Annotated in this window: 20 protein-coding genes and 1 riboswitch; of the genes, 14 read left to right on the forward strand and 6 right to left on the reverse strand. The window is 58.7% G+C overall.

Annotation, left to right across the window (positions count from 1 at the left end; genetic code table 11):
* Positions 1–70: 70 nt before the first annotated feature.
* A riboswitch (Fluoride riboswitch) is annotated at positions 71–146 on the forward strand.
* 90 nt (positions 147–236) lie between these two features.
* Both crcB and K5Y30_RS21365 read left to right on the forward strand, forming a co-directional pair.
* Entirely contained in the window at positions 237–614 is a 378-nt protein-coding gene (gene crcB, locus K5Y30_RS21360; protein ID WP_101762757.1) for a fluoride efflux transporter CrcB, read from the forward strand.
* A 106-nt stretch (positions 615–720) separates the two neighbouring features.
* Positions 721–1518 carry a sugar phosphate isomerase/epimerase gene (locus K5Y30_RS21365; RefSeq protein ID WP_222213279.1) on the forward strand — a complete coding sequence of 266 codons (798 nt, stop codon included), beginning with the start codon at positions 721–723 and terminating at the stop codon, positions 1516–1518.
* Here K5Y30_RS21365 and K5Y30_RS21370 read toward each other — a convergent pair.
* The 3 genes from K5Y30_RS21370 to K5Y30_RS21380 all read right to left on the reverse strand — a co-directional run bounded on the left by K5Y30_RS21370 (position 1515) and on the right by K5Y30_RS21380 (position 4072).
* Positions 1515–2120 (reverse strand): alpha/beta hydrolase, encoded by a 606-nt coding sequence (locus K5Y30_RS21370; protein WP_222213282.1) that lies wholly within the window; start codon positions 2118–2120, stop codon positions 1515–1517. The two genes, K5Y30_RS21365 and K5Y30_RS21370, sit on opposite strands and share 4 nt — an antisense overlap.
* Positions 2121–2131: 11 nt before the next feature.
* Positions 2132–3073 carry a glutathione S-transferase family protein gene (locus tag K5Y30_RS21375; RefSeq protein ID WP_222213284.1) on the reverse strand — a complete coding sequence of 314 codons (942 nt, stop codon included), beginning with the start codon at positions 3071–3073 and terminating at the stop codon, positions 2132–2134.
* Positions 3074–3172: 99 nt separating this feature from the next.
* A complete protein-coding gene (locus tag K5Y30_RS21380) occupies positions 3173–4072 on the reverse strand; it encodes a LysR family transcriptional regulator (protein ID WP_222185973.1) in 900 nt (299 codons plus the stop codon).
* A 254-nt stretch (positions 4073–4326) separates the two neighbouring features.
* Between K5Y30_RS21380 and K5Y30_RS21385 the strand changes: the two genes are divergently transcribed.
* Complete coding sequence (locus K5Y30_RS21385) at positions 4327–5451, forward strand: GNAT family N-acetyltransferase (RefSeq protein ID WP_222213286.1); 1125 nt, start codon at positions 4327–4329, stop codon at positions 5449–5451.
* On the opposite strand, the gene K5Y30_RS21390 is transcribed toward K5Y30_RS21385, so the two are convergent.
* The gene (locus tag K5Y30_RS21390; protein WP_222213288.1) at positions 5448–7280 is read right to left on the reverse strand and encodes an ABC transporter ATP-binding protein; all 1833 of its coding nucleotides are present in this window, start codon (positions 7278–7280) and stop codon (positions 5448–5450) included. The two genes, K5Y30_RS21385 and K5Y30_RS21390, sit on opposite strands and share 4 nt — an antisense overlap.
* A gap of 64 nt (positions 7281–7344) precedes the next feature.
* Between K5Y30_RS21390 and K5Y30_RS21395 the strand changes: the two genes are divergently transcribed.
* Entirely contained in the window at positions 7345–7836 is a 492-nt protein-coding gene (locus K5Y30_RS21395) for a GNAT family N-acetyltransferase (protein ID WP_222213290.1), read from the forward strand.
* Positions 7837–7935: 99 nt separating this feature from the next.
* Here the strand turns inward: K5Y30_RS21395 and K5Y30_RS21400 are convergent, their stop codons facing one another.
* On the reverse strand, positions 7936–8844 hold the full coding sequence (locus K5Y30_RS21400) for a sugar ABC transporter substrate-binding protein (RefSeq protein ID WP_222213292.1): 909 nt from the start codon (positions 8842–8844) through the stop codon (positions 7936–7938).
* Between the two features lie 412 nt (positions 8845–9256).
* Between K5Y30_RS21400 and K5Y30_RS21405 the strand changes: the two genes are divergently transcribed.
* The 8 genes from K5Y30_RS21405 to K5Y30_RS21440 all read left to right on the forward strand — a co-directional run bounded on the left by K5Y30_RS21405 (position 9257) and on the right by K5Y30_RS21440 (position 19771).
* On the forward strand, positions 9257–10639 hold the full coding sequence (locus tag K5Y30_RS21405; RefSeq protein ID WP_222213294.1) for an MFS transporter: 1383 nt from the start codon (positions 9257–9259) through the stop codon (positions 10637–10639).
* 136 nt (positions 10640–10775) lie between these two features.
* Positions 10776–11939, forward strand: coding sequence for an HD-GYP domain-containing protein (locus tag K5Y30_RS21410; RefSeq protein ID WP_101762745.1), 1164 nt, complete (start codon positions 10776–10778; stop codon positions 11937–11939).
* Between the two features lie 109 nt (positions 11940–12048).
* Positions 12049–12138, forward strand: a complete 90-nt coding sequence (gene kdpF, locus K5Y30_RS21415) for a K(+)-transporting ATPase subunit F (RefSeq protein WP_081113208.1) — start codon at positions 12049–12051, stop codon at positions 12136–12138.
* Positions 12138–13817 carry a potassium-transporting ATPase subunit KdpA gene (gene kdpA, locus K5Y30_RS21420; protein ID WP_222185980.1) on the forward strand — a complete coding sequence of 560 codons (1680 nt, stop codon included), beginning with the start codon at positions 12138–12140 and terminating at the stop codon, positions 13815–13817. Before kdpF ends, kdpA begins: the two co-directional genes overlap by 1 nt.
* Positions 13818–13824: 7 nt before the next feature.
* The gene (kdpB, locus tag K5Y30_RS21425; protein WP_137386708.1) at positions 13825–15873 is read left to right on the forward strand and encodes a potassium-transporting ATPase subunit KdpB; all 2049 of its coding nucleotides are present in this window, start codon (positions 13825–13827) and stop codon (positions 15871–15873) included.
* 11 nt (positions 15874–15884) lie between these two features.
* Entirely contained in the window at positions 15885–16454 is a 570-nt protein-coding gene (kdpC, locus tag K5Y30_RS21430; RefSeq protein WP_222185982.1) for a potassium-transporting ATPase subunit KdpC, read from the forward strand.
* 71 nt (positions 16455–16525) lie between these two features.
* A complete protein-coding gene (gene kdpD / locus K5Y30_RS21435; protein ID WP_222213297.1) occupies positions 16526–19207 on the forward strand; it encodes a two-component system sensor histidine kinase KdpD in 2682 nt (893 codons plus the stop codon).
* Between the two features lie 54 nt (positions 19208–19261).
* Positions 19262–19771 carry a TIGR00645 family protein gene (locus tag K5Y30_RS21440; RefSeq protein WP_110867675.1) on the forward strand — a complete coding sequence of 170 codons (510 nt, stop codon included), beginning with the start codon at positions 19262–19264 and terminating at the stop codon, positions 19769–19771.
* A gap of 69 nt (positions 19772–19840) precedes the next feature.
* Here the strand turns inward: K5Y30_RS21440 and K5Y30_RS21445 are convergent, their stop codons facing one another.
* Complete coding sequence (locus tag K5Y30_RS21445; RefSeq protein ID WP_222185984.1) at positions 19841–20782, reverse strand: LysR family transcriptional regulator; 942 nt, start codon at positions 20780–20782, stop codon at positions 19841–19843.
* Positions 20783–20874: 92 nt separating this feature from the next.
* On the opposite strand from K5Y30_RS21445, the gene K5Y30_RS21450 reads away from it, so the two are divergent.
* A complete protein-coding gene (locus K5Y30_RS21450) occupies positions 20875–22080 on the forward strand; it encodes an MFS transporter (RefSeq protein ID WP_222185985.1) in 1206 nt (401 codons plus the stop codon).
* A 53-nt stretch (positions 22081–22133) separates the two neighbouring features.
* On the forward strand, positions 22134–23483 hold the full coding sequence (locus K5Y30_RS21455; protein WP_101762737.1) for a sodium:proton antiporter: 1350 nt from the start codon (positions 22134–22136) through the stop codon (positions 23481–23483).
* The last annotated feature ends 24 nt before the right edge of the window (positions 23484–23507 follow it).

Consider the following 23507-nt stretch of genomic DNA (forward strand, 5'->3'; position numbering starts at 1 on the left):
TAGATCGCGCCGCGACACCATTGTGCCTCCTTCACCATATTGTCTGCATTGCCAAGCCAGCGTATTATCTCCCGCCTAAGGTGATGGCGTGCCACCTTCCCCAACCGCCGTTCTGGTCACAGACGGCTGATGACGCCTGACAACACTCGTATCCCTGCGCGGGAGACGGCGGTGTGTCAGGTGTTATTCTGTCCTGCCGCGGCCCTGCGCGTCATTCATATCAGGAGCTCCAAACTATGTTGAAATCGTTACTGGCGGTGGTGCTGGGCGGTGCGGTGGGCTGTACGCTGCGTTGGTTGATCTCATTACGTTTTAACGCGCTGTTTCCCAATTTGCCGCCCGGCACCTTGATGGTGAATCTGGTAGGCGGTTTTATCATCGGCGCGGCGCTGGCCTTTTTTGTGCGTAACCCGCATATCGATCCCTTTTGGAAACTGTTAATTGTCACTGGCTTGTGTGGCGGCTTAACCACCTTTTCCACTTTTTCTGCAGAAATTGTTGGGTTGCTACAATCAGGTAAATACCTTTGGGCGATGTCGAGCGTGATGGTGCATGTTATTGGTTCGCTGCTGATGACCTTCGCCGGTTTTGCCGCGGTCAATCTGCTCGGATAACCATCGCGCTTGAAATAACTCCTCAGAGGTAGATACTGATCGCCATTCTGTGCGCGTGACGCACAGAATTTGTCACCGATTATCCGGACGATTAAGGAGCTGTGTCATGCGTTGTAACCCTAAATTCCTTAACCTGGTGTTGTTAAACGGTGAACCTGAGGAGAAGCTGCGTGCCGCACGCGCCGCCGGTTTCGAACAGGTTGAGATCTGGCGCGCCGATGTGCAAGCCAGTACGCCACAGTTAGCGAAGCAGTTGCAGCTTGGCTTCACCAATGTGCAGGTGCTACGCGATTTCACCGGTGCGCCGGATCGCGACCGCCAGCAAAAACGCGAAGAGCTGCGTCAGTTTATTCAGATTGCCCAAACCATCGGCTGCGACACCATTCAGGCACCGGCCAGCACGCGTGACGATTGTGTGGCGGCGCGTATTGATGAAGATTTGCGTTGGATGGCATCGGAAGCCGCGCGCTACAACATGCGCATCATGTATGAGCCGATGGCGTGGTGCAGCGTAGATAACACGCTGCCGCTGGCGTGGGAACGCTTGCAACGGCTGGACCAGCCGAATATCGGTTTGGTGGTCGATCTATTCCACATCTGCGCGTTAGGCGGCGATGCATCCCAGCTGGATGGTATTCCCGCCGAGCGTATCTACGAAGTGCAGCTGTGCGATATGGCCGAAATGCCGCCGCAGGATAAGCAACCGCTCAGCGAGTATGCGCGTCATCAGCGCCTGTTGCCGGGCGACGGCATCATCGAAGTGGAACGCTTTGTCGATAAGCTGAAAAGTGCCGGTTACAGCGGGCCGGTCGGCATTGAAGTGTTTAATGATAAGTTGAAGGCGCAGCCAGCAGATGTGGCTGCGCAAAAAGCGTGGCAGGCGTTAAATCGTTACTGGCCTTAATCCTGCAAACATTGCGCAATGAAACCGGCGGCATCCATCGCACCCTGCGATGAAATGGTGTGGCCGGTTGCCGCTTCATAGCGCGCTTCCACCGTCACGCCAGCCTGCTGCAAGCGCTGCTCCGCCGCTGCGCTTTCGCTAAACGGAATTACCTCATCGGCTTTGCCATGAATCAGCAGCGCAGGCGTATACGGCTGCGGCGTCAACGCGCCGTCAAACGCCAGACGGCCGGAAAAGGCCACCACGCCAGCCAGCGGATAACGGCCCGACGCCAGCGCATCTAACGCCATGATCGAACCCTGCGAAAAGCCCACCAGAATCACTTTGTCCCACGCATCCGCCATGCCGTGCTGCGCCATCAGCTGTTGCAGCGTTTCATCAAAGGCCGCGCGCGCATCACGCACGCGCGCCGGGCGGTTTTCGGGGGTGATGCCGGTCAGGCTAAACCACTGATATCCCATCGCATGTTCAAAAGGATAGGGCGCATTTGGCGAGGCAAACGCCACATCCGGCAGCAGGCGCGCCCAATGTTCGCCAAGCACCGCGAGGTCATCGCCGTTACTGCCGACGCCATGTAAAAAAATCACTAACGCTTTTGCCATCGCACTGCTCCTTATAAACCGTAGGCCGCCATATCCGGGCCAACCGGCACAATGCCGTTGGGATTCAGCGCTTTAATCGAATAATAGCCCTGCTTGATATGATCGATATTCACCGTCTGACGCACGCCAGAGACCGACAGCATACTCTTCAGATAACGATCGAGCAGCGGATAGTCGCGCAGGCGGCGCAGGTTGCATTTAAACAGGCCGTGATAGGCGGCGTCAAAGCGCACCAGCGTGACGAACAGGCGGATATCCGCTTCGGTTAAGCGCTCGCCGAGCAGGAAAGTGCGGCCATCCTGTAAACGCAGCTCCAGCTCATCCAACTGGCTGAACACATCGTTAAACGCCTGCTGATAGCTCACCTGCGTGGTAGCAAAACCGGTGCGATAGACGCCGTTATTCAGGCGCGGATAGATCGATTCGTTCAGTGCGTCGATCTCCGCGCGTAGATCTTCGGGATAAAGATCGATGCGATCGTCCGCCAGTGCGCCAAAGCCGCTGTTCAGCATGCGCAGGATATCGGCCGACTCGTTATTGACGATGGTTTGCGTCTTTTTGTCCCACAGCACCGGCACGGTGGCACGGCCGGTGAAATCGGCATCGGCGCGGGTATAAAGCTCGTGAAGGTATTCGGCTTTATTCAGCCAGTCGCGATCCGCGCCAGGATAATCACCGAAGTGCCAGCCTTGCGCGCCGAGCTGCGGCTCAACCACCGACACGCTGATCACCTTCTCCAGCCCTTTCAGACTGCGCGCCAGCAATGTGCGCGAGGCCCACGGACAAATCAGCGCCACATAGAGGTGATAACGATCCGGCTCGGCAGCGAATGCGCTGGAACCATCTGCACTAATCCAGTGACGAAAACTGGAGGTCTGGCGCACAAATCCGCCTTGTTGATCGGTGGCTTGCACCGGATGCCACTCTGCACTCCACTTACCGTTTACCAGCATCGTCTTCTCTCCTCAGTGTTGATGAAGTGAGCATACAGCGCTGCTGGTTGGGCGATAATCCGGGCAAAATGGCTTTCATTGCTTCCAAAATGGAAGGAATTAGCCGGGCGGATGGTGCTGGAAATGGGCGGCGAGGAAATCGATCAGCAGCCGGGTTTTCTGCGCCAGATGACGCGCCGGCGGATAGAGCGCGAACAGGCCCATGGGCGGCGTGGCGAATTCCTCTAATAGCGAGACGATTTCACCGCGCTGCAGGGCGGGTGCGGCAATAAAACCTGGTAGCCGCGCAATGCCCAATCCGGCGATGGCCGCCTGCAAACAGGCTTCGGTATTGGAGAAACAGAGACGACCGCGAATCGGCATGCTGACGCTGTCGCCGCACGGCGTCACGAACGGCCAATGCCAGGGATCGCGGAAGTTGGTATCGCTGATGCACTGATGAGCCGCCAAATCGCGCCAGTGCTGCGGCGTGCCGTGTTGCAGCAGATAACCGGAAGACGCCGCCACGCGAATCGGCACATCGCCAAGGCGGCGCGCAATCAGGCTGCTGTCGTCGAGTTTGCCGATGCGAATCGCCATATCAAAGCCTTCATCGACGATGTTAACTGCACGATCGGAGAAGTTCACGTCGAGTTCGATCTGCGGATAATGACGCGCGAACTCCACCAGCACGCTGGCCAGCACCGCCGTACCGAACGTGCCGGGCGCGCTAATCTTCAGGCGGCCGGTCGGCGTGGTGGCGCTGTCGCGCACCGTGGCATCCAGCGTATCAAAGGCTTCGAGTAGCGTTTTTACCCGCTCGTAATAGGCGCGGCCGACTTCGGTGGGCGAGAGCGCGCGCGTGCTGCGTTTAAACAGCTGCACACCAAGTTCCTGCTCCAGCCGGGAGACCAGCTTCGACGCCTGGCCGCTGCTGGTACCGAGGCGTTCGGCAGCACCGGCGAAGCTGCCCACTTCCAGCACGGCGACAAACATGCGGTCACAATCGAGGCGATCCATGAACATTCCAGCTGACGAGAAAATCGTAGGGTGCGGCCTGCGGGCCGCCCGTGTCAAATTCTGCACTGTGCATTAATGGACAAGGTCGCCATGAATGGCGACCCTACAAAACCGCGCCGATCCGTCGTAGGGTCGCCATTCATGGCGACCGTCTGGTCAAATCTCCTGAATACACATTCAGTGCGCTGCACCTTTTCCCACGCGGGAAAACCTGTTGAACTAGGCGCCTGCTTTCATCAGGCCGGGAGCCGTGAATGTCTTTGCTACATCTGTCATCGCTGGCGGAGATTGCCGCCGTCGAATGGGATGCGCTGTTACCTGACGATCAACCGTTTTTACGCCACGCATTTCTCTTGTCACTTGAAGAGAGCGGCAGCGTGCGGCCCGAAAACGGCTGGCAGACGGATCACCTGCTGTGGCGCGAAAACGGCACGCTGCGTGCGGCGCTGCCGGGCTATCGCAAACGCCATTCGCGCGGTGAATATGTGTTCGACCATGCGTGGGCGGATGCCTGTCAGCGCGCCGGTATTCCTTACTATCCGAAATGGCTGGGCGCGATTCCGTTCAGTCCGGTGACTGGCGCACGCCTGCTGGGCGATGAAGAAGCGGTGCTGAAACTGCTCAGCGCGCTGCCGGATAACCTCTATCAACACGGTCTGAGCGGCGCGCACATCAACTTCACCACGCCGTTCGCCAACCACATCATGCAGCAGCAGCCAGACTGGCTGGAGCGCCTCGGCTTTCAGTATCACTGGCATAACAAAGGCTACCGCGATTTTCAGGATTTCCTCGACACGCTGATGTCGCGCAAGCGCAAACAGCTGCGCAAAGAGCGTGAGCAGGTGATGAGCAGCGGCTTTGAATTCAGCTGGTATCGCGGCGATGAGCTGCGCGAGGATCAGTGGGATTTTGTTTACACCTGTTATGCCAACACTTACGCGGTGCGCGGCCAGCGGCCCTATCTGACCCGCCACTTCTTTAGCCTGCTGGCGGAGCGCATGCCGCATTCGATTCGCGTGGTGATTTCCTCGCTACAAGGGCAACCGGCAGCGATGGCGTTCTGCTTAATGGACGGCAGCACGCTGTACGGCCGCTATTGGGGCTGTCTGGCGGAGTTTGATCGGCTGCATTTTGAAACCTGCTTCTATCAGGGCATGGATTTCGCCATCGCGGAAGGTGTGCAGCGTTTTGATGCGGGCGCGCAGGGCGAGCATAAGCTGGTGCGCGGCTTTGAGCCGCACATTACCCACTCGTGGCACTATCTGTGTCATCCCGGTTTGCGCGATGCGGTGGCGGATTTTCTGCTGCAGGAACGGGAAGGCGTGCGCGGCTGGGCAATTGAAGCGCGCGACGCCTTACCGTATCGGCGTGGTGATTAATCCGCGCCGACAAAACCGCCGGTCTGATGCTGCCACAGGCGCGCGTAAAGTCCGCCGTGCGCCAGCAGTTCGCGGTGGTTGCCCATCTCGACAATCTCACCCTGCTCCAGCACCACCAGACGATCCATTTTGGCGATAGTGGAAAGACGGTGCGCGATAGCAATCACCGTTTTGCCCTGCATCAGCGTTTCCAGGCTCTCCTGAATCGCCGCTTCCACCTCGGAATCCAGCGCCGAGGTGGCTTCGTCCATGATCAGAATCGGCGCGTCCTTCAGCAGCACGCGCGCGATGGCGATACGCTGACGTTGACCGCCCGACAGCTTCACGCCGCGCTCGCCCACGTGCGCATCTAGCCCGGTGCGGCCTTGCGGATCAGAAAGCAGCGGAATGAACTCGTCGGCGCGCGCGCGGATAATCGCCGCCTGCAGCTCCTCTTCCGTCGCATCCGGACGACCATACAGCAGGTTTTCGCGAATTGAGCGATGCAGCAGCGACGTGTCCTGCGTGATCATGCCAATTTGTCCGCGCAGGCTTTCCTGCGTCACTTCAGCGATGTTCTGATCGTCAATCACAATACGGCCGCTGTTGATGTCATACAGCCGCAGCAGCAGATTCACCAGGGTGGATTTACCGGCCCCGGACGGGCCAATCAAACCGATCTTCTCGCCCGGCTTGATGTTGAGGTTGAGGCGATTGATCACCTGTCGACTGCCGCCATAATCAAAGCGCACATCCTCAAAACGAATCTGGCCGCGCGTCACCTGCATGTTTTTCGCATTCGGTTCATCCTGCACGCTCAGCGGCTGCGCGATGGTATTCAGGCCATCCTGCACCATGCCGATGTTTTCGAAGATGCCGTTCACCACCCACATGATCCAGCCGGACATGTTCACCAGACGGATCACCAAACCGGTCGCCAGCGCAATCGCGCCGACGCTGATCAGCGACTGACTCCACAACCACAGCGCCAGGCCGGAGGTGCTGACAATCAGCAAGCCATTCAGCGTGGAGAGCGTGATATCCATGGTGGTGACCATGCGGCTGGCGTGCTGGGTTTTGTCGGTTTGCTCCTGAATGGCTTCGCGTGCGTAACGCTTCTCCAGATCGTTATGCGAAAACAGTTTGATGGTGGCGATATTGGTGTAGCCGTCGACGATGGTGCCCATCAGTTTCGAGCGTGCTTCCGATGACACCACCGAACGCTGTTTAACGCGCGGCACAAAGAAGCTCAGCGACACGCTGTAAGCCACAATCCAGATCACCAACGGAATCATCAAGCGCCAGTCGGCTTCGGCGAACAGCACCAGCGAGGTCACCGCGTAAATCACCACGTGCCAGATGGCGTCCACCAGCTGTACCGCCGAATCACGCAGCGAGTTACCGGTCTGCATGATGCGCTGGGCAATGCGCCCGGCAAAATCGTTCTGGAAGAAATTCAGGCTTTGACGCAGCACGTAGTTGTGATGCTGCCAGCGGATCATGCTGGTCATGCTTGGGTTAATGCTTTGATGCACCAGCATATCGTGCGCGGCAATCACCAGCGGCCGCAGAATCAGCGCGACAAAGCCCATCCACAACAATATTTGCCAGTTATCGCTGAACAGCGAGGCGGGCGTCGAGTGATTAACCAGGTCAATGATGCGGCTGAGATAGCTGAACAGCGCCACTTCGATCAGCGCTTGCACCAGTCCGACAATCAGCAGCGCGACGAAGCTCGGCCACACCTGACGCAGATAGTAGAAGTAAAACGGCCAGACGCTGGCGGGCGGGGAATCGGTTGGCGCATCCTGGAAAATATTGATAAAACGTTCAAAACGGCGATACAACATAGAATCACTCTTCCCGAAATGGTGAGAGTTAACAGCTTAGTGCATGTGAAAAGGGATTACCGACATGGATTTACACATTCGCGGTCGTGAGCCGGGCGATGCCGCCGCTTACCAACGCCTATACAGCCATCCTGACGTTTATCGCTGGACCACGCAGTTGCCGTGTCCGAGCATAGCGACCTGGCAGAAAAAATTCGAAAAGATGGATGAGCTGGGATATATCGGCTTTGTTGCGGAGATTGAGGGTGCGATGGTCGGTGAGCTCACGCTGTTTGTCGAACAGCGTCCGCGTACGCGTCACAGCATCAGCTTTGGTATCAGCGTCGATCCGGCGTTTGGCGGGCGCGGCATTGGTGAAGAGCTGATCCGCAACGCGATGGATTACGCCTTCAACTGGCTCGGCATCATGCGCATTGAGCTGGAAGTGTTCCACGATAACGAACGCGCGCTGCGCCTTTATCAGAAGCTGGGCTTCGAGCGCGAAGGCGTGAAGCGCAAAGCCTGCCTGCGCGACGGCGAGTATCACGATATCGTGCAGATGGCACAGTTACGTTAACCGTAGGGGCGCCATTCATGGCGACCTTATTGATAACTGCACCAAACATGCGTTATGGTCGCCATCAATGGCGACCCTAAGATTTAGCGATAATTATCGTTATTTATCAACGTACTTCTGCATATTCTCTTTAGTCACCAGCTCAAACGGGATCCACACGTGTGAATCGACTTTCTCGCCTTTGATCAGCTTCTGCGCCACATCCACCGACGTTTTGCCCTGGCCGACCGCATCCTGGAAAACCGTGACCTGAATTTTGTCCTGCGACAGCGCTTTCAGGCCGTCTGGCGTAGCATCGATACCGCCAATCAGCACCTTTTTATTGCTTTTGGCCAGCGCCATGGCCGCGCCAATCGCCATCTCATCGTTATTAGCCGCAACGATATCAATCGCTTCATCATTGCCCAGCCAGCTATTCATCAAATCCATGCCTTCATTGCGCGCGTAGTTGGCGGGCTGTTTCTGTACCACTTTCATGCCGGGATATTTCGCCACCACTTGCTCAACGTCTTTGGTGCGTTGCAGCGCACCGGCGTCGGTCAGGTTACCGATCATGATCGCCACATTGCCTTTGTAGTTAGCCATTTTCGCCAGCGCTTCCATCTGCAAGGTGCCGGATTCACGCTCGTCGGAGCCGACAAACACCACGCCGGCCGGCAGCGATTTATCGCCTGGCGTGCGGTTGACGTACACCAGCGGAATTTTTGCCTGCTGCGCCAGCCTGGTCAGCTGCGGCGTGCTGGCAGAATCGACCGGATCGACGATGATCGCATCCACGCCCGCACCGATAAAACTCTGCACCTGATCGGTCTGACGTCCCACATCGCCGCGTGCATCTTCAAACTGAATATCAAGCCCACGCGCTTTGGCTTCTTTATCAATCGACTGGCGAATAATGGTGAGGAAGTTTTGATCAAAGTAGGCCATCGATACGCCAATTTTTTCCGCCAGCGCCGAGGCTGACGTTGAGAGCAGGCCGAGCAACACAATCGCCTTGAAGGTTTTCATCGCAGACTCCAGAGTAAGCTTGTTATTAGAATAAACGTTTCATCGAGTTTTAAAATGGCTCAATGAAATCATTTTCAGCCTACGAGCGCGCCTCGCGGCTGACAATCAGCAAGGTTGGATTTTGCAGCCAGGCGCACACTTTGCTCTCGGGTGCGTCTTTCCTTCGCGCACTCGTAGTTGCGCTGCGAAGTATTTTCTCTGAGCTGGCGCACATTGCGGCGCTAAGGCGCGCGGATCTTTAAGGTTCTGTGCAGCGCCGCACCTTGCTTTGTGCTGGCTGCTAAATCTGGCGCTAATTAGCACCGTCGATTCCGCCATTCGCCCAATGACCACGCCTGAAACCGCTTCCTATAGTTGCTGAACAGGGAAATTAAGCGCTATTCCGGCATGTTTCATTTAAGGAATTCAGCCCATGCAAAAAGCCAAAAATCGTCCACAGAACAGCCACGTACGTGTGTGGATCCTTTGCCTGATCCTGTTTCTTTCCGTGGTGGCATACGCCGACCGCTCGATCCTGTCGATCTCGGGATCGGCGATCAAAGATGAGTTTGGACTTTCGGCGATCCAGCTTGGCCTGATCCTCTCGGCGTTTAGCTGGGCCTATGTGATCGGCCAGATCCCCGGCGGCCTGTTTCTCGATCGCTTCGGCACCAAAAAAGTGTACGGCGTGACGCTGGCGCTGTGGTCGATCTCCACGTTGCTGATGGGCTTTGTTGGCGAGTTCTCCAGCGGAATGACCATGGCGCTCACGCTGATGTTTGCGCTGCGTTTCGCGCTGGGCCTGATTGAAGCACCGAGTTTTCCCGCCAATGCGCGCGCAGTGATCATGTGGTTCCCCAGCGCTGAACGCGGCCGCGCCTCTTCACTCTTCGCCTCGGCGCAATATTTTGCCGTCGCCATCTTTTCGCCGCTTTCCGGCTGGCTGGTGTCGCGTTTCGGCTGGGAATGGCCGTTCTTTGTGCTGGGCGGCATTGGCGTGCTGGCGGTGTTTGTCTGGATGGGCTTTATGCGCAGCCCGCGCCATCATCCGCAGGTCTCGGAAAATGAATTGCGCTACATTGAGCAGGGCGGCGCGCTGGTTGATATTGATTCGGCGCAAACACTAAAAGCGCGTCCGCCGTTGAGCAAAGCGATGTTCAAAAAGCTGCTCAGCAACCGTATGCTGTGGTGCGCCTATATCGGTCAATACTGCATCATCGCGTTGAGCTACTTCTTCATTACCTGGTTCCCGATCTATCTGGTGCAGGCGCGCGGCATGAATATTCTTGATGCCGGTTTTGCCACCATCGCACCAGCGGTATTTGGTTTCCTCGGCGGCATCAGCGGTGGCTATATCTCCGACAAACTGCTGGCAAGCGGCTGGAGTTTATCCTGGGCGCGTAAAACGCCGTATATTGTCGGCATGCTGATGGCGGCATCGCTGGTTCTGGCGGCGGTGATCCCCAGCAACGTCGGCATTATCGCCATGATGTCGTTCGCCTTCTTTGGTAAAGGCGTGGCGGCGGGCGCCGGAACCTGGACGATTGTCAGCGATACCGCACCGAAAGAAGCGGTTGGCCTGGCGGGCGCGATTTTTAACGGCATCGGCAATATGGCGGGTTTTATCACGCCGCTGCTGTTCGGCATCATCGTCGGCCTAACCGGCAGCTACAGCATCGGGCTGGTGTTTGTCGGCGCGCACTGCGTGGTCGCCGCTTTGCTGTTCCTGCTGGTGATGGGACCGATTGAACGTGTTGGTGAGGAGCAGGATGTTTCAAGCCAGGTCGCCATAAATGGCGACCCTACAACCCCGTAAGCGCACAGCATCCGTAGGGTGCGCATTTATGCGCACCTATTTCGCAAACCTCACCGATCGCACAAATCCACTCTGAAGATTTTTTGCTCAGCTGCCGATACCTCCTTACCACCCACTGATATTAAGGAGCGATATCGTGATAAAGCTGATTAATGTTGACGAACTGCGGCAGGGAATGTTTATCCACAAACTGGAGGTTTGGTGGGTCAAAGATAAGCGCATTCGCAACCAAATGCTGATCACTGATAAACGCCAGATCGCGATGATCCGCAATGAGGGGATCCTGCAGTTATGGATCGATCTCGACAAATCGGTACAGGCACCCGTCACGCCTGCGCCGAAAAAAGAGATTCCTCAAACCCCGTTTTTCCAGGAGATGGATCAGGCGCAAAGCATCTTCAATCAGGGGAAACCGCAGGTGCTGGCGATGTTTAACGAGGCGCGCATGGGACAAGGCCTCGACCTCGATTACACCCTTGATCTGGTTGATCAAATTGCCGGTTCGATCACCCGCGAACCCACGGCGCTGCTGAGCGTGGCGCGCCTGAAGAATCACGACGATTACACCTATCTGCACTCAATGGCGGTGTGCGGTTTGATGATCTCGCTCGGCAAAAAAATGGGCCTCGATGAGCATCAGCTGCGGCGCGTTGGTATGGGCGGTTTGCTGCATGATGTGGGTAAAGCCGCAGTGCCGCTGGAGATTCTCAACAAACCCGGCAAGCTCAGCGATGAAGAGTTCACCGTGATGCGTCAGCATCCGATCGTGGGCGCGCAGATGTTAATGGACGCCAATGCCGGTGAAGATCTGCTGGATATCGCGCTGCATCACCATGAAAAGTATGACGGCAACGGTTATCCGCACGGACTGAAAGGCGATGAAATCTCACTGTATGCGCGCATGGCATCGGTATGCGACGTCTATGATGCCGTCACCTCGAATCGTCCTTATCGCAAAGGCTGGACGCCTGCCGAAGCGATGCACAACATGTTGAGCTGGCGTGGACACTTCGACAACACGCTGTTGCACGCTTTCGTACGCACCATCGGCATTTATCCGGTGGGATCGCTGGTGCGACTGGCTTCCGGGCGCGTGGCGCTGGTGGTACAGGCGGGCGAAAAATCGCTGCTCAAGCCCAAAGTGCATGTGTTCTGGTCGTTGCACGCGCAGCGCGAAGTAAAACCGGAAGCGCTCGATCTTGGCGACAGCTTCTGCACCGACAGCATCACCGGCGCGGAAGACAGCGGCTTATGGCAGAACATCGATCTGAACCGCATCTGGGCGTTAGAAAGCGCTTAATTCTTCACCATTTTTATACTTTATTTACGCCCGCTTCCCGCCTTTTTACCTCTTCTTTATGCCGCGCCGCGCATGCTTGCAGCATTACCAAAATCCTCTGGAGGTTGCTGTGAGCGTGGGCGTGATAGCCGGCATCGTGCTGGTGTTTGTTCTTCTGGGCTACCTGATTTATGCCCTGCTTAATGCGGAGGCATTCTGATGGCGGCGAATGCATTTATGCTAATTGCGGTGTTTCTGCTGGTACTGATGGTGCTGGCACAACCGCTGGGACGTTATCTCGCCCTGTTTGTCGCTGACAAGCCGCTGCTGCCGCGCACCGAGCGCGCGCTGTGGCGACTGGCCGGTGCCGACGGCGACGCCATGCGCTGGCCGCACTATCTGCTGGCGATTCTGCTGTTTAACGCGCTGGGTTTTGCCTTGCTGCTGCTGATGTTGATGACGCAGGCCGCGCTGCCGCTGAACCCGCAGCATCTGCCTAATCTCAGCTGGGATCTGGCGCTCAATACCGCCATTAGCTTCGTCACTAACACCAACTGGCAATCCTACGCCGGGGAAAGCACGCTGAGCTATTTCAGTCAGATGGCGGGCCTCACGGTGCAGAACTTCCTTTCGGCGGCGACCGGTATCGCCGTGGCGTTTGCGCTGATTCGTGGTTTTGCCAACCGTTCGCTGGATACGCTCGGCAACGCATGGCGCGACCTGACGCGCATTACTGTTTACGTGCTGCTGCCGATCAGCCTGGTTATCGCGCTGTTCTTCATCAGCCAGGGCAGCATTCAAACCTTCGAACCGTACCATGCGCTCACCACGCTGGAAGGCGCGCAGCAGACGCTGCCGCTCGGTCCGGTGGCATCGCAGGAAGCGATCAAAATGCTCGGCACCAACGGCGGGGGTTTCTTCAACGTCAACTCAGCACATCCGTTCGAAAACCCGACCGCGCTGACCAACTTCGTGCAGATGCTGAGCATCTTCCTGATCCCGGCGGCGCTCTGTTTCACCTTTGGTCAGCATCTGGGCGATCGTCGTCAGGGCCACATGCTGCTGTGGGCGATGACCATCATGTTCGTGCTGGCGGTGATCACCGTGATGTGGGCCGAACTGCGCGGTAATCCGCACTTCCTCGCGCTCGGCGCGGACAGCGCCATCAACATGGAAGGCAAAGAGACGCGCTTCGGCATTCTCAACTCCAGCTTGTTTGCGGTGATCACCACGGCGGCGTCGTGCGGTGCGGTCAACGCCATGCATGACTCCTTCACTGCGCTCGGCGGCATGGTGCCGATGTGGTTGATGCAGCTAGGAGAAGTGGTGTTCGGCGGCGTCGGTGCTGGCCTGTACGGCATGCTGCTGTTCGTGCTGCTCGGCGTGTTTATCGCCGGGTTAATGATCGGTCGCACGCCAGAGTACATGGGCAAAAAAATCGACGTGTGGGAGATGAAGATGACCGCGCTGGCGATTCTGGTGACGCCAACGCTGGTGCTGCTCGGCACCGCGCTGGCGATGATGACCGACGCTGGTCGCGCCGGTATGGCCAATCCCGGCATTCATGGCTTTAGCGAAGTGCTGTACGCGGTGTCATCGGCGGCCAACAACAACGGCAGCGCCTTTGCCGGACTGAGCGCTAACACGCCGTTCTGGAACCTGCTGCTGGGCTTCTGCATGTTGGTGGGCCGCTTCGGCATCATCATTCCGGTGCTGGCGATTGCCGGTTCGCTGGCGGCGAAGAAAATTCAGCCAGTCGGCAACGGCACGCTGCCAACGCACGGCCCGCTGTTTATCGCGCTGCTGATCGGTACCGTCTTGCTGGTGGGCGCATTGACGTTCATCCCCGCGCTGGCATTGGGCCCGGTCGCGGAACATCTGCAATTAATTCAGGGATAACGGAATTATGAGTCGTCAACAACTGGCGCTGTTTGATGCGGCGCTAACCCGCGTTGCCATGCTGGATGCGCTGAAAAAACTCGATCCACGCGTGCAGTTCCGCAACCCGGTGATGTTTTTGGTGTGGATCGGCAGCGTGCTGACCTCGGTATTGGCGGTGGGCATGGCCAGCGGCGCGCTCAGCGGTAACGCGGGCTTTACCGCCGGCGTCGCCATCTGGCTGTGGTTCACCGTGCTGTTCGCCAACTTCGCCGAAGCGCTGGCGGAAGGGCGCAGCAAGGCGCAGGCCAACAGCCTGAAAGGCATCAGTAAAACCAGCGATGCGAAAAAACTGGCCGAAGCGCGCTACGGCGCAGCCTGGCACAACGTGGCGGCCGATACGCTGCGCAAAGGCGATGTGGTGCTGGTGGAAGCCGGTGACATCATTCCGTGCGACGGCGAGGTGCTGGAGGGCGGCGCATCGGTGGATGAGAGCGCCATCACCGGTGAATCCGCGCCGGTGATCCGTGAATCGGGCGGGGATTTCTCCTCGGTGACCGGCGGTACGCGCATTCTTTCCGACTGGCTGGTGATTCAGTGCAGCGTCAATCCGGGCGAAACCTTCCTTGACCGCATGATTGCGATGGTGGAAGGCGCGAAACGCCGTAAAACGCCGAACGAAGTGGCGCTGACCATTCTGCTGGTGTCGCTGACGATTGTGTTCCTGCTGGCGACCGCCACGCTGTGGCCGTTCTCAGCGTATGGCGGCACGCCGGTCAGCATCACGGTGCTGGTGGCGCTGCTGGTGTGTTTGATCCCGACCACCATCGGCGGCCTGCTGTCGGCCATCGGTGTGGCGGGCATGAGCCGCATGCTGGGCGCGAACGTCATCGCCACCAGCGGCCGTGCGGTGGAAGCGGCGGGCGACGTCGATGTGCTGATGCTGGATAAAACCGGCACCATCACGCTTGGCAACCGTCAGGCGACGCAGTTTCTGCCCGCGCCGGGCGTCAGCGAACAGCAGCTGGCCGATGCGGCGCAGCTGGCATCGCTGGCCGATGAAACGCCGGAAGGGCGCAGCATCGTGGTGTTGGCGAAGCAGAAATTTAACTTGCGTGAGCGTGACTTGAGCAGCATGGGGGCGAGCTTCATTCCCTTCTCGGCGCAAACGCGCATGAGCGGCGTGAACGTGCAGGATCGTCTAATCCGCAAAGGCGCGGTCGATGCGGTTCGTCGCCACATTGAAGCCAATCATGGCCGCTTCCCGTTAGAAGTGAATGCCGCCGTCGAAGAAGTGGCGCGCGCTGGCGGCACGCCGCTGGTGGTGGCCGAAGGCGCCCAGGTGCTGGGCGTGGTGGCGCTGAAAGATATCGTCAAAGGCGGTATCAAAGAGCGCTTTGCCGAGCTGCGCAAGATGGGCATCAAAACGGTGATGATCACCGGCGATAACCCATTAACCGCGGCGGCGATTGCGGCGGAAGCGGGTGTCGATGACTTTCTGTCGGAAGCGACGCCGGAAGCCAAGCTGGCGCTGATTCGTCAGTATCAGGCCGAAGGACGCTTAGTGGCGATGACCGGCGACGGCACCAATGACGCACCAGCGCTGGCGCAGGCCGACGTGGCGGTGGCGATGAACTCGGGAACCCAGGCGGCGAAAGAGGCCGGCAATATGGTCGATCTCGACTCGAATCCGACCAAGCTGCTGGAAGTGGTGCACATCGGTAAACAGATGCTGATGACGCGCGGCTCGCTCACCACCTTCAGTATCGCCAACGACGTGGCGAAGTATTTCGCCATTATTCCGGCCGCGTTTGCCGCCACCTATCCGCAACTCAACATGCTCAACGTGATGGGGCTGCATTCGCCGAACTCGGCGATTTTGTCGGCGGTAATTTTTAACGCGCTGGTGATTGTGTTCCTGATCCCGCTGGCGCTGAAAGGCGTGAGTTATCGTCCGCTGAGCGCGGCGGCGCTGCTGCGTCGCAACCTGTGGATTTACGGTGCGGGCGGATTAGTGGTGCCGTTTATAGGTATTAAAGCCATCGACCTGCTGCTAACGCTGCTTGGTCTGGCGTAAGGAGAAGAGAAATGAGTCAGTTACGTCCGGCTATTGTATTGTTACTGGTGCTTACGCTGCTCACCGGCGCGGTCTATCCGCTGCTGACCACCGGTCTGGCGCAGTGGTGGTTCCCATCGCAGGCCAACGGTTCGCTGATTGAGCAGGATGGCGCGGTACGCGGTTCCGAGCAGATTGGTCAAATGTTTAATCAGCCGGGCCACTTTTGGGGTCGACCTTCCGCTACCGGCGATGCGCCTTATAATGCGTTGGCCTCCAGCGGCAGCAATCTGGCAGGCAGCAATCCGGCGCTGGATAAAGCGGTAGCGGAACGCGTCGCCGCGCTGCGTGCGGCTAATCCGCAAGCCCCCAAAGCGGTGCCGGTGGAGTTAGTTACCGCATCGGCGAGCGGATTAGATCCGGATATTTCGCCAGAAGCTGCGTTGTGGCAGGCACCGCGCATCGCCGCCGCGCGCAATATGGCGCTTAAAGATGTTGAGGCGCTGATTGTGCGCCACACCGAGCGCCCGCTGCTGCCGTTTGTCGGCGAAGAGACGGTAAACGTGCTGCGCCTGAATCTGGCGCTGGATGATTTGCAATAAACCCGTAGGGTCGCCATTTATGGCGACCGTTTCCATGGCCGCACGGAACCTCGATTAATTGGACGGATTCTTTGAACGACTTACATGATGAACTGCCGCGCCCCGATCCCGATGCGCTGCTGCTGAACCACAGCGACAGCCATCGCGGTAAGCTGAAAATCTACTTTGGCGCCTGTGCGGGCGTGGGCAAAACGTTCGCCATGCTGCAGGAGGCGCAGCGGCTGCGGGCGCAAGGTCTCGACGTGTTAGCCGGCGTGGTAGAGACCCACGATCGTGCAGAGACCGCCGCGCTGCTCAACGGGCTGGCGCTGTTGCCACGGCGAACCACCGGCCGTTCGCGCCACGCCGAATTCGATCTCGATGCCGCGCTGGCGCGCCATCCGGCGGTGATCCTGATGGATGAACTGGCGCACACCAACGTGCAGGGTTCGCGTCATCCCAAGCGCTGGCAGGACATTGAAGAGCTGCTCGAAGCGGGCATTGACGTCATCACCACCGTTAACGTCCAGCATCTGGAAAGCCTGAATGATGTGGTCGGCGGCGTCACCGGCATTCAGGTGCGTGAAACCGTGCCCGATCCCTTCTTTGATAGCGCCGACGAAGTGGTGCTGGTGGATCTGCCGCCGGACGATCTGCGTCAGCGGCTGAAAGAGGGCAAAGTCTACGTCGGCGACCGCGCCGAACGCGCCATCGAAAACTTCTTCCGTAAAGGCAATCTGTTCGCGCTGCGTGAGCTTGCGTTGCGTCGTACCGCCGATCGCGTGGATGACCAGATGCGTGCCTGGCGCGATCGGCAAGGCCGCGACAAAGTGTGGCACACGCGTGATGCCATTCTGCTGTGCATTGGCGACGATACCGGCAGCGAAAAGCTGGTGCGCACCGCCGCGCGTTTAGCGGCACGGCTCGGCAGCGAATGGCACGCGGTGTATGTGGAAACGCCGCGCCTCAATCGGCTGCCGGAAGCGCGCCGTCGCGCCATTTTACGCACGCTGCAACTGGCGCAGGAACTTGGCGCTGAAACCGCCACGCTCTCCGATCCCGATGAAGCGCGCGCGGTGCTGCGTTACGCGCGCGAGCACAATCTCGGTAAAATCGTGACCGGCCGTCAGCCACAACGGCGCTGGCGGCGCGACAGCTTTGCCCAGCGCCTCGGCGAACTCGGCCCGGATCTCGATTTGCTGGTGGTGGCGCTGGATGAACCGGTGCGCGATGCGCCGCATCCGCTCAGCGGCCAGCGCGCCAGCAACGAAAAATGGCGGCTCTATCTGCGCGGCTGTGTGATGGCGCTGCTGCTGTGTATTTTGGTCACCGGCGTCGGCCGCTGGCTGCTGGTGGCGTTTGATCCCGCCAACAGCGTGATGATTTATCTGCTGGCGGTGGTGCTGGTGGCGCTGCGCTATGGCCGCTGGCCGTCGGTGTTCGCCACGGTGATCAACATCATCGCTTTCGACCTGTTCTTTGTCGCGCCCACCGGCACCGTCGCGGTGTCGGATTTGCAGTATCTGGTGACCTTTGCGGTGATGCTGGCGGTGGGCGTGATTGTTGGGAATCTGACGGCGGGCGTGCGCTATCAGGCCAAAGTGGCGCGCTACCGCGAACAGCGTGCGCGGCATCTGTATGAGATGGCGAAAGCGCTCGGCAGCGATTTGACGCCGCAGGATATTGCCACCACCAGCCAGCGCATCATCGATGTCACCCTGCAGGCGCGCAGTTTACTGCTGCTGCCGGATGAGCAGGGCGAGCTGCAAACCGTGGGCGATACGGCGATCGGTACGCCGCCGGATCTGGCTATCGCCAAATGGAGTTACAGCAAAGGCCAACCGGCGGGCGCGGGCACCGATACCTTGCCCGCGGTGCCGTACCAGATTTTGCCGCTGAAAAGTGGTAATCACTGTCTCGGCTTGCTGGTGGTGGAACCGAAAAACCTGCGTCAGCTGATGATCCCCGAACAGCAGCGTTTACTGGAAACCTTCACCGTGTTGATTGCTAACGCGCTGGAACGCATGGCCCTGTCGCACAGTGAAGCGGCGTCGCGGCTGGCCGCCGAGCGCGAGCAGCTGCGTAATGCGCTGCTGTCAGCGCTGTCGCACGATCTGCGTACGCCGCTGACGGTGCTGTTTGGTCAGGCGGAGATGCTGATGCTCGATCTCGCCAGCGAAGAGTCGAAGTATGTCGACCAGGCCAATCAGATTCGTGAACAGACGCTGAGTACTATCCGGCTGGTGAGTAACATGCTGGATATGGCGCGCATACAATCCGGTGGACTCAATCTGCGCGAAGAGTGGGTGGCGCTGGATGAGGTGATTGGCGGCGCGCTGAGCAGCATGGGCCCGTCGCTGAAGGGCCATGAATTTATCCTCGATTTACCCGAGATGGTGCTGATCAAAGGCGACAGCGCCATGCTGGAGCGCGTGTTTACCAATCTGATCGAAAACAGCCTGAAATACGCAGGCAACGCGGCGCAGCACGGTATTCGGGCGTGGCGCGATCGCGATCGGCTGGAGATTGCGGTGTGGGACAGCGGTCCCGGCATCGCGGCGGAGAACCTCACGCGTATTTTTGACAAATTTGCGCGCGGTGATAAAGAGTCGGCGGTGCCGGGCGTCGGCTTGGGTTTGGCGATCGGTAAAACCATTATCGAATCCCATCGCGGGCGCATCTGGGCGGAGAATCGGCCGGAAGGCGGCGCGGTGTTCCGTTTGTCATTGCCGCTGCCCGCCGCGCCTGAAATTTCTGAAGAAGGGCTGAAATAACTTCACATAAGTTCGGTTATACTCGCCCACTTGTCTGTTGATTAATGGGAACTTATGGAACGTTTTATCGAAAACCTGATGTATTCATCGCGCTGGCTGCTGGCTCCGGTTTACATGGGACTTTCGTTGGGCCTGCTGGCGCTGACCATCAAATTCTTCCAGGAAATTTTTCACCTGTTGCCGCACGTCTTCAGCATTGCGGAGAACGATTTGATTCTGCTGCTGCTGTCGCTGGTGGACATGACGCTGGTCGGCGGTTTGCTGGTGATGGTGATGCTCTCGGGTTACGAGAACTTTGTCTCCAAGCTGGATATTGATGAGCACAGAGAGAAGCTGAGCTGGCTCGGTAAAATGGACTCCGGCTCGTTGAAAAACAAAGTTGCGGCCTCGATTGTGGCGATTTCGTCGATTCACCTGCTGCGTATCTTTATGGACGCGCGCAACATCGAAAACGAAAAGCTGATGTGGTACGTGATTATCCACCTGACGTTTGTGCTGTCGGCCTTTGTGATGGGCTGGCTGGACAATATGTCGAAGGGGGATAAGAAAGCGGTGAAGATGTGATGAACCAGGTCGCCATAAATGGCGACCCTACAAAATCATCGCGTAGGGTCGCCATTCATGGCGACCTTTTCATTTCCTCGCCGGCGTCGCCGGCTGCGTCCCGGCTAACTTCGGCATCACTTCCCGAATCATGGCGAAAAACTTCTGTAACCGCGCCGGATAATAGCTGGCCCACGGATAAGTCAGCCACACCGGCAACGGCGGCGCTTGCCACTCCGGCAACAGTTGAATCAAATCCCCTTTGGCTAAATCTTCCTGCACCACCCACGACGACACCACCGCCGCGCCCATCCCGGCAACGGCGGCTTTACGCACCGCGTACAAACTGTCGCTGGCGAGGCGCGGGGCAATCGCCAGATTCACCGGCTGACCATCGCTAATTCGCTGCAGGGCGATTTCGTTGCGATAAAAACTGGTCAGCGCCAGCCACGGCAGGTTGGTGAGCTGCGAAACTTCTTCAACCGGCGGATGCGCCGCCAGCAGCGACGGTGCCGCCACCACAAAGCGCGGCACTTCCGCCAGCAGCACCGCCACGATGGACGCATCGCTAGGCGCACCGACCTGAATGGCGCAGTCGATGTTTTCGCTGATGAAGTCTGGCGTGCGGTCATTCAGCGTCCACTCCACGTTTAAGCGTGGATAGCGATGCAGATAATCAATCAGCGGTTCAATCAGCTGATCCTGACCAAACGCATGCGGTGCCCGCACGCGCAGGGTGCCAATCGGGTCGTCGCTGGCACCGGTGAGGTCATCCTCCAGCGCGTGCCAGGTCGCGACCAGCTGACGCGCCTGCGCATAACAGCGCTCGCCATCGTCGGTGAGTTTCAGCGCATGCGTGGTGCGCATAATCAGTTTGAGACCAAGCCGCTGCTCAAGCGCCTGCAGCCGTCGGCTGATAGTGGGCTGCGTGGTGCCGAGCTGGGCGGCGGCGGCGGAGAGCGATCCGCTCTCGACGATGCGGATAAAGGTCTGCATCAGTTCGATACGATCAAGGCTGGATGGGTTGTTCATACGTACCGCGCATAACAGTTCTGTGTTTGAGCAGTCTACCGCGTATGGCGGCGACGCGCTTTAATAAGCGCACTTTCACGGGGGAATCCACTATGTCAGCCATATCAACGTCAGCCATGCCAGCTGAAAAACTGCCCGCGCCGCTGGTCTTCACGCTCGCGGCCGGTGCCGGACTCAGCGTCGCATCGATTTACTACAGCCAGCCGATGCTGGATATCATCAGCAAACAGTTCAACGTCGGCATCGGCAGCGTCGGCATGGTGCCAATGCTGACGCAAGCTGGTTACGCGCTGGGGATTCTGCTGCTGGCTCCGCTTGGCGACCGCCACGATCGTCGCACCATTATTCTGATTAAAGGTTTGCTGCTGGTTGCCGCGCTGCTGCTGTGTGGCTTCTCGGGCGGATTGAACGCCTTGCTGATTGCCAGCTTCGTCACCGGTTTAACCGCCACCGTGGCGCAGGACATCGTGCCCGCTTCAGCGGCGTTAGCGCCGGAGCGCAGCCGCGGCAAAATCGTCGGCACGGTAATGACGGGATTGCTGGTGGGGATTTTGCTATCACGCGTGGTAAGCGGCGTGGTGGCGGAGTATTTCGGCTGGCGCACCATGTACATGATTGCGGCGGTGGCGGTGTTGCTGATTAGCATGGCGCTGTGGCGCGTGCTGCCGCGCTTTACGCCGGGCACGTCGGTGAGCTATCCGCGTTTGCTGCTGTCGCTGGCGCATCTGTGGCAGCACCATCAAACGCTGCGCCGCGCCGCGCTGGCACAAGGTTTGTTGTCGGTGGGCTTTAGCGCCTTCTGGTCAACGCTGGCGTTGATGCTGAGTCAAAACTTCCATCTGGATAGCGCGGTCGCTGGCGCATTCGGCCTTGCGGGTGCGGCAGGCGCTCTAGCCGCGCCGTTAGCGGGCAGCGTGGCGGATCGCATCGGTCCGGCGCGTGTTACGCAGTACGGTGCCACGCTGGTAATGGTGTCGTTCGCGCTGATGTTCCTGCTGCCGCTGCTGCCGATGCCGGCTCAGCTTGGTCTGATTATCATCAGCACCATCGGTTTTGATTTGGGGGTGCAGGCCACGCTGGTGGCGCATCAGACGCTGGTTTATAGCCTGGCGCCAGAAGCACGCAGCCGCCTTAACGCCTTGATGTTTACCGTTGTTTTCATCGGCATGGCGACCGGCGCGGCGCTGGGTAGCCTGGCGCTGGCACATTGGGGCTGGACCGGCGTGGTTGCACTCGCAACATTGGCCGCTGCGCTTGCCCTGATGATTCGCCTCGCAAGCCGTCATCTGAAAAACTGATCGCCTAACATGTGCCAGGCTTAAAGGAGAATGTTATTTAAAAACGGAGCGTTATGAATTTCCTGGCCTGGACCGCCGCCACCGGCGGTCTTTTACTTCTTATGTCACTGGCTTCCGGTTGGATACACCGCGGGCCAGTGACCTCATTTGGTCTCTACCTGTTCGCCGGCATCCTGTGTGGCCCGTGGATGCTCAATCTGCTGCAAGTCGACATCATCGGTCACGCCAACCTCGCCGCTCATCTCACCGAAATCGCGATGGCGGCCTCGCTGTTTATCACCGGGCTGAAACTGCGCTTGCCGCTCAACGCGCATGCGTGGCGGCTTGGCGTCAGGCTGGCGTTTCCCGCGATGCTCCTCACCGTCGGCAGCATGACGGTGCTGGTGCACTGGATCACCGGCTTTGACTGGGCGATGTCGCTGGCGTTTGGTGCCATTGTCGCGCCGACCGATCCGGTGCTCGCCAGCCTGATTTCAGTGAACGATGCGCGGGATGACGATGCCCTGCGCGTGGCGCTCTCCAGCGAAGCGGGTATGAACGACGGCTCGGCGCTACCGCTGCTGATGCTGGCGATTTTGCTGTTGCAGCCGGGCGAACTCAGCACCGCTGCGCTCGGTGAATGGTTCGCCAAAGACGCGCTGTGGGCGATTGGCGGCGGGCTGGGAATCGGCTTTGCGCTGGGCTGGCTGATCGGCCAGCTGGCGACGCATTTACGTACCGCCAATCAGGATCTGGCACCCAACGATCTGTTCGCGCTGGCGCTGATTGCGCTCAGCTATGCCGCCGCGCAGTCGGTGGATGCGTCGGGCTTCCTCGCCACCTTTGCGGCTGGCGTCGGTTTACGTCGTGCGGAATTGCGCGTGGTGAAGCACTATCCGCAAGATGAGATGTCTGAAGAGGAGCGTTTCTTACCGGCAGAAGCGCGCGTGAATACCGGTCAGCGGATGGCGCAGGGCAGCAGCGGCATGGTGAAATCGGTGGGTTTGGTGATCGGCGATGCGCTCTCCTTCGGTGATACTATCGAGCGTTTGCTGGCGGCGGGCATGATGGTGGTGCTCGGTATTACGCTGGCGCAGCACTGGAATCTCACCGGTATTGGCCTGGCGCTGCTGCTGTTTGTGGTGGTGCGCCCGCTGGCGGTGTGGATCACCACGTGGCGCTGCGATATTCCGTTGATGCGACGCTTGCTAATTGGCTGGTTGGGTATTCGCGGCATCGGCAGTATCAATTATATTGCCTATGCATGGGTGCACGGCATGCGTGGACCGCAGGCGGAGCAGATGGTGGACATGGCGCTGACGTTAGTGGTGTGCAGCATTGTGTTGCACGGCATCACGGTCACGCCATTGTTAAACTGGCGTGCTGCCCGCCAGGCCGCCCGCGCCGAACAGAACGAAAAATGATTTATTGGAAATTATTGGAGCCTA

Origin of the sequence: Pantoea sp. DY-5, assembly GCF_019795955.1 — a bacterium.
GTDB lineage: Bacteria > Pseudomonadota > Gammaproteobacteria > Enterobacterales > Enterobacteriaceae > Pantoea > Pantoea leporis.

Bases quoted from the DNA above. Each gene is read 5' to 3' on its own strand.
- crcB (WP_101762757.1), top strand. From the start codon at position 237: ATGTTGAAATCGTTACTGGCGGTGGTGCTGGGCGGTGCGGTGGGCTGT.
- K5Y30_RS21375 (WP_222213284.1), bottom strand. From the start codon at position 3,073: ATGCTGGTAAACGGTAAGTGGAGTGCAGAGTGGCATCCGGTGCAAGCC.
- K5Y30_RS21455 (WP_101762737.1), top strand. From the start codon at position 22,134: ATGAATTTCCTGGCCTGGACCGCCGCCACCGGCGGTCTTTTACTTCTT.
- K5Y30_RS21445 (WP_222185984.1), bottom strand. From the start codon at position 20,782: ATGAACAACCCATCCAGCCTTGATCGTATCGAACTGATGCAGACCTTT.
- kdpA (WP_222185980.1), top strand. From the start codon at position 12,138: ATGGCGGCGAATGCATTTATGCTAATTGCGGTGTTTCTGCTGGTACTG.
- K5Y30_RS21395 (WP_222213290.1), top strand. From the start codon at position 7,345: ATGGATTTACACATTCGCGGTCGTGAGCCGGGCGATGCCGCCGCTTAC.
- K5Y30_RS21440 (WP_110867675.1), top strand. From the start codon at position 19,262: ATGGAACGTTTTATCGAAAACCTGATGTATTCATCGCGCTGGCTGCTG.
- K5Y30_RS21405 (WP_222213294.1), top strand. From the start codon at position 9,257: ATGCAAAAAGCCAAAAATCGTCCACAGAACAGCCACGTACGTGTGTGG.
- K5Y30_RS21450 (WP_222185985.1), top strand. From the start codon at position 20,875: ATGTCAGCCATATCAACGTCAGCCATGCCAGCTGAAAAACTGCCCGCG.
- K5Y30_RS21380 (WP_222185973.1), bottom strand. From the start codon at position 4,072: ATGGATCGCCTCGATTGTGACCGCATGTTTGTCGCCGTGCTGGAAGTG.
- K5Y30_RS21370 (WP_222213282.1), bottom strand. From the start codon at position 2,120: ATGGCAAAAGCGTTAGTGATTTTTTTACATGGCGTCGGCAGTAACGGC.
- K5Y30_RS21400 (WP_222213292.1), bottom strand. From the start codon at position 8,844: ATGAAAACCTTCAAGGCGATTGTGTTGCTCGGCCTGCTCTCAACGTCA.
- K5Y30_RS21385 (WP_222213286.1), top strand. From the start codon at position 4,327: ATGTCTTTGCTACATCTGTCATCGCTGGCGGAGATTGCCGCCGTCGAA.
- K5Y30_RS21365 (WP_222213279.1), top strand. From the start codon at position 721: ATGCGTTGTAACCCTAAATTCCTTAACCTGGTGTTGTTAAACGGTGAA.
- kdpC (WP_222185982.1), top strand. From the start codon at position 15,885: ATGAGTCAGTTACGTCCGGCTATTGTATTGTTACTGGTGCTTACGCTG.
- kdpB (WP_137386708.1), top strand. From the start codon at position 13,825: ATGAGTCGTCAACAACTGGCGCTGTTTGATGCGGCGCTAACCCGCGTT.
- K5Y30_RS21390 (WP_222213288.1), bottom strand. From the start codon at position 7,280: ATGTTGTATCGCCGTTTTGAACGTTTTATCAATATTTTCCAGGATGCG.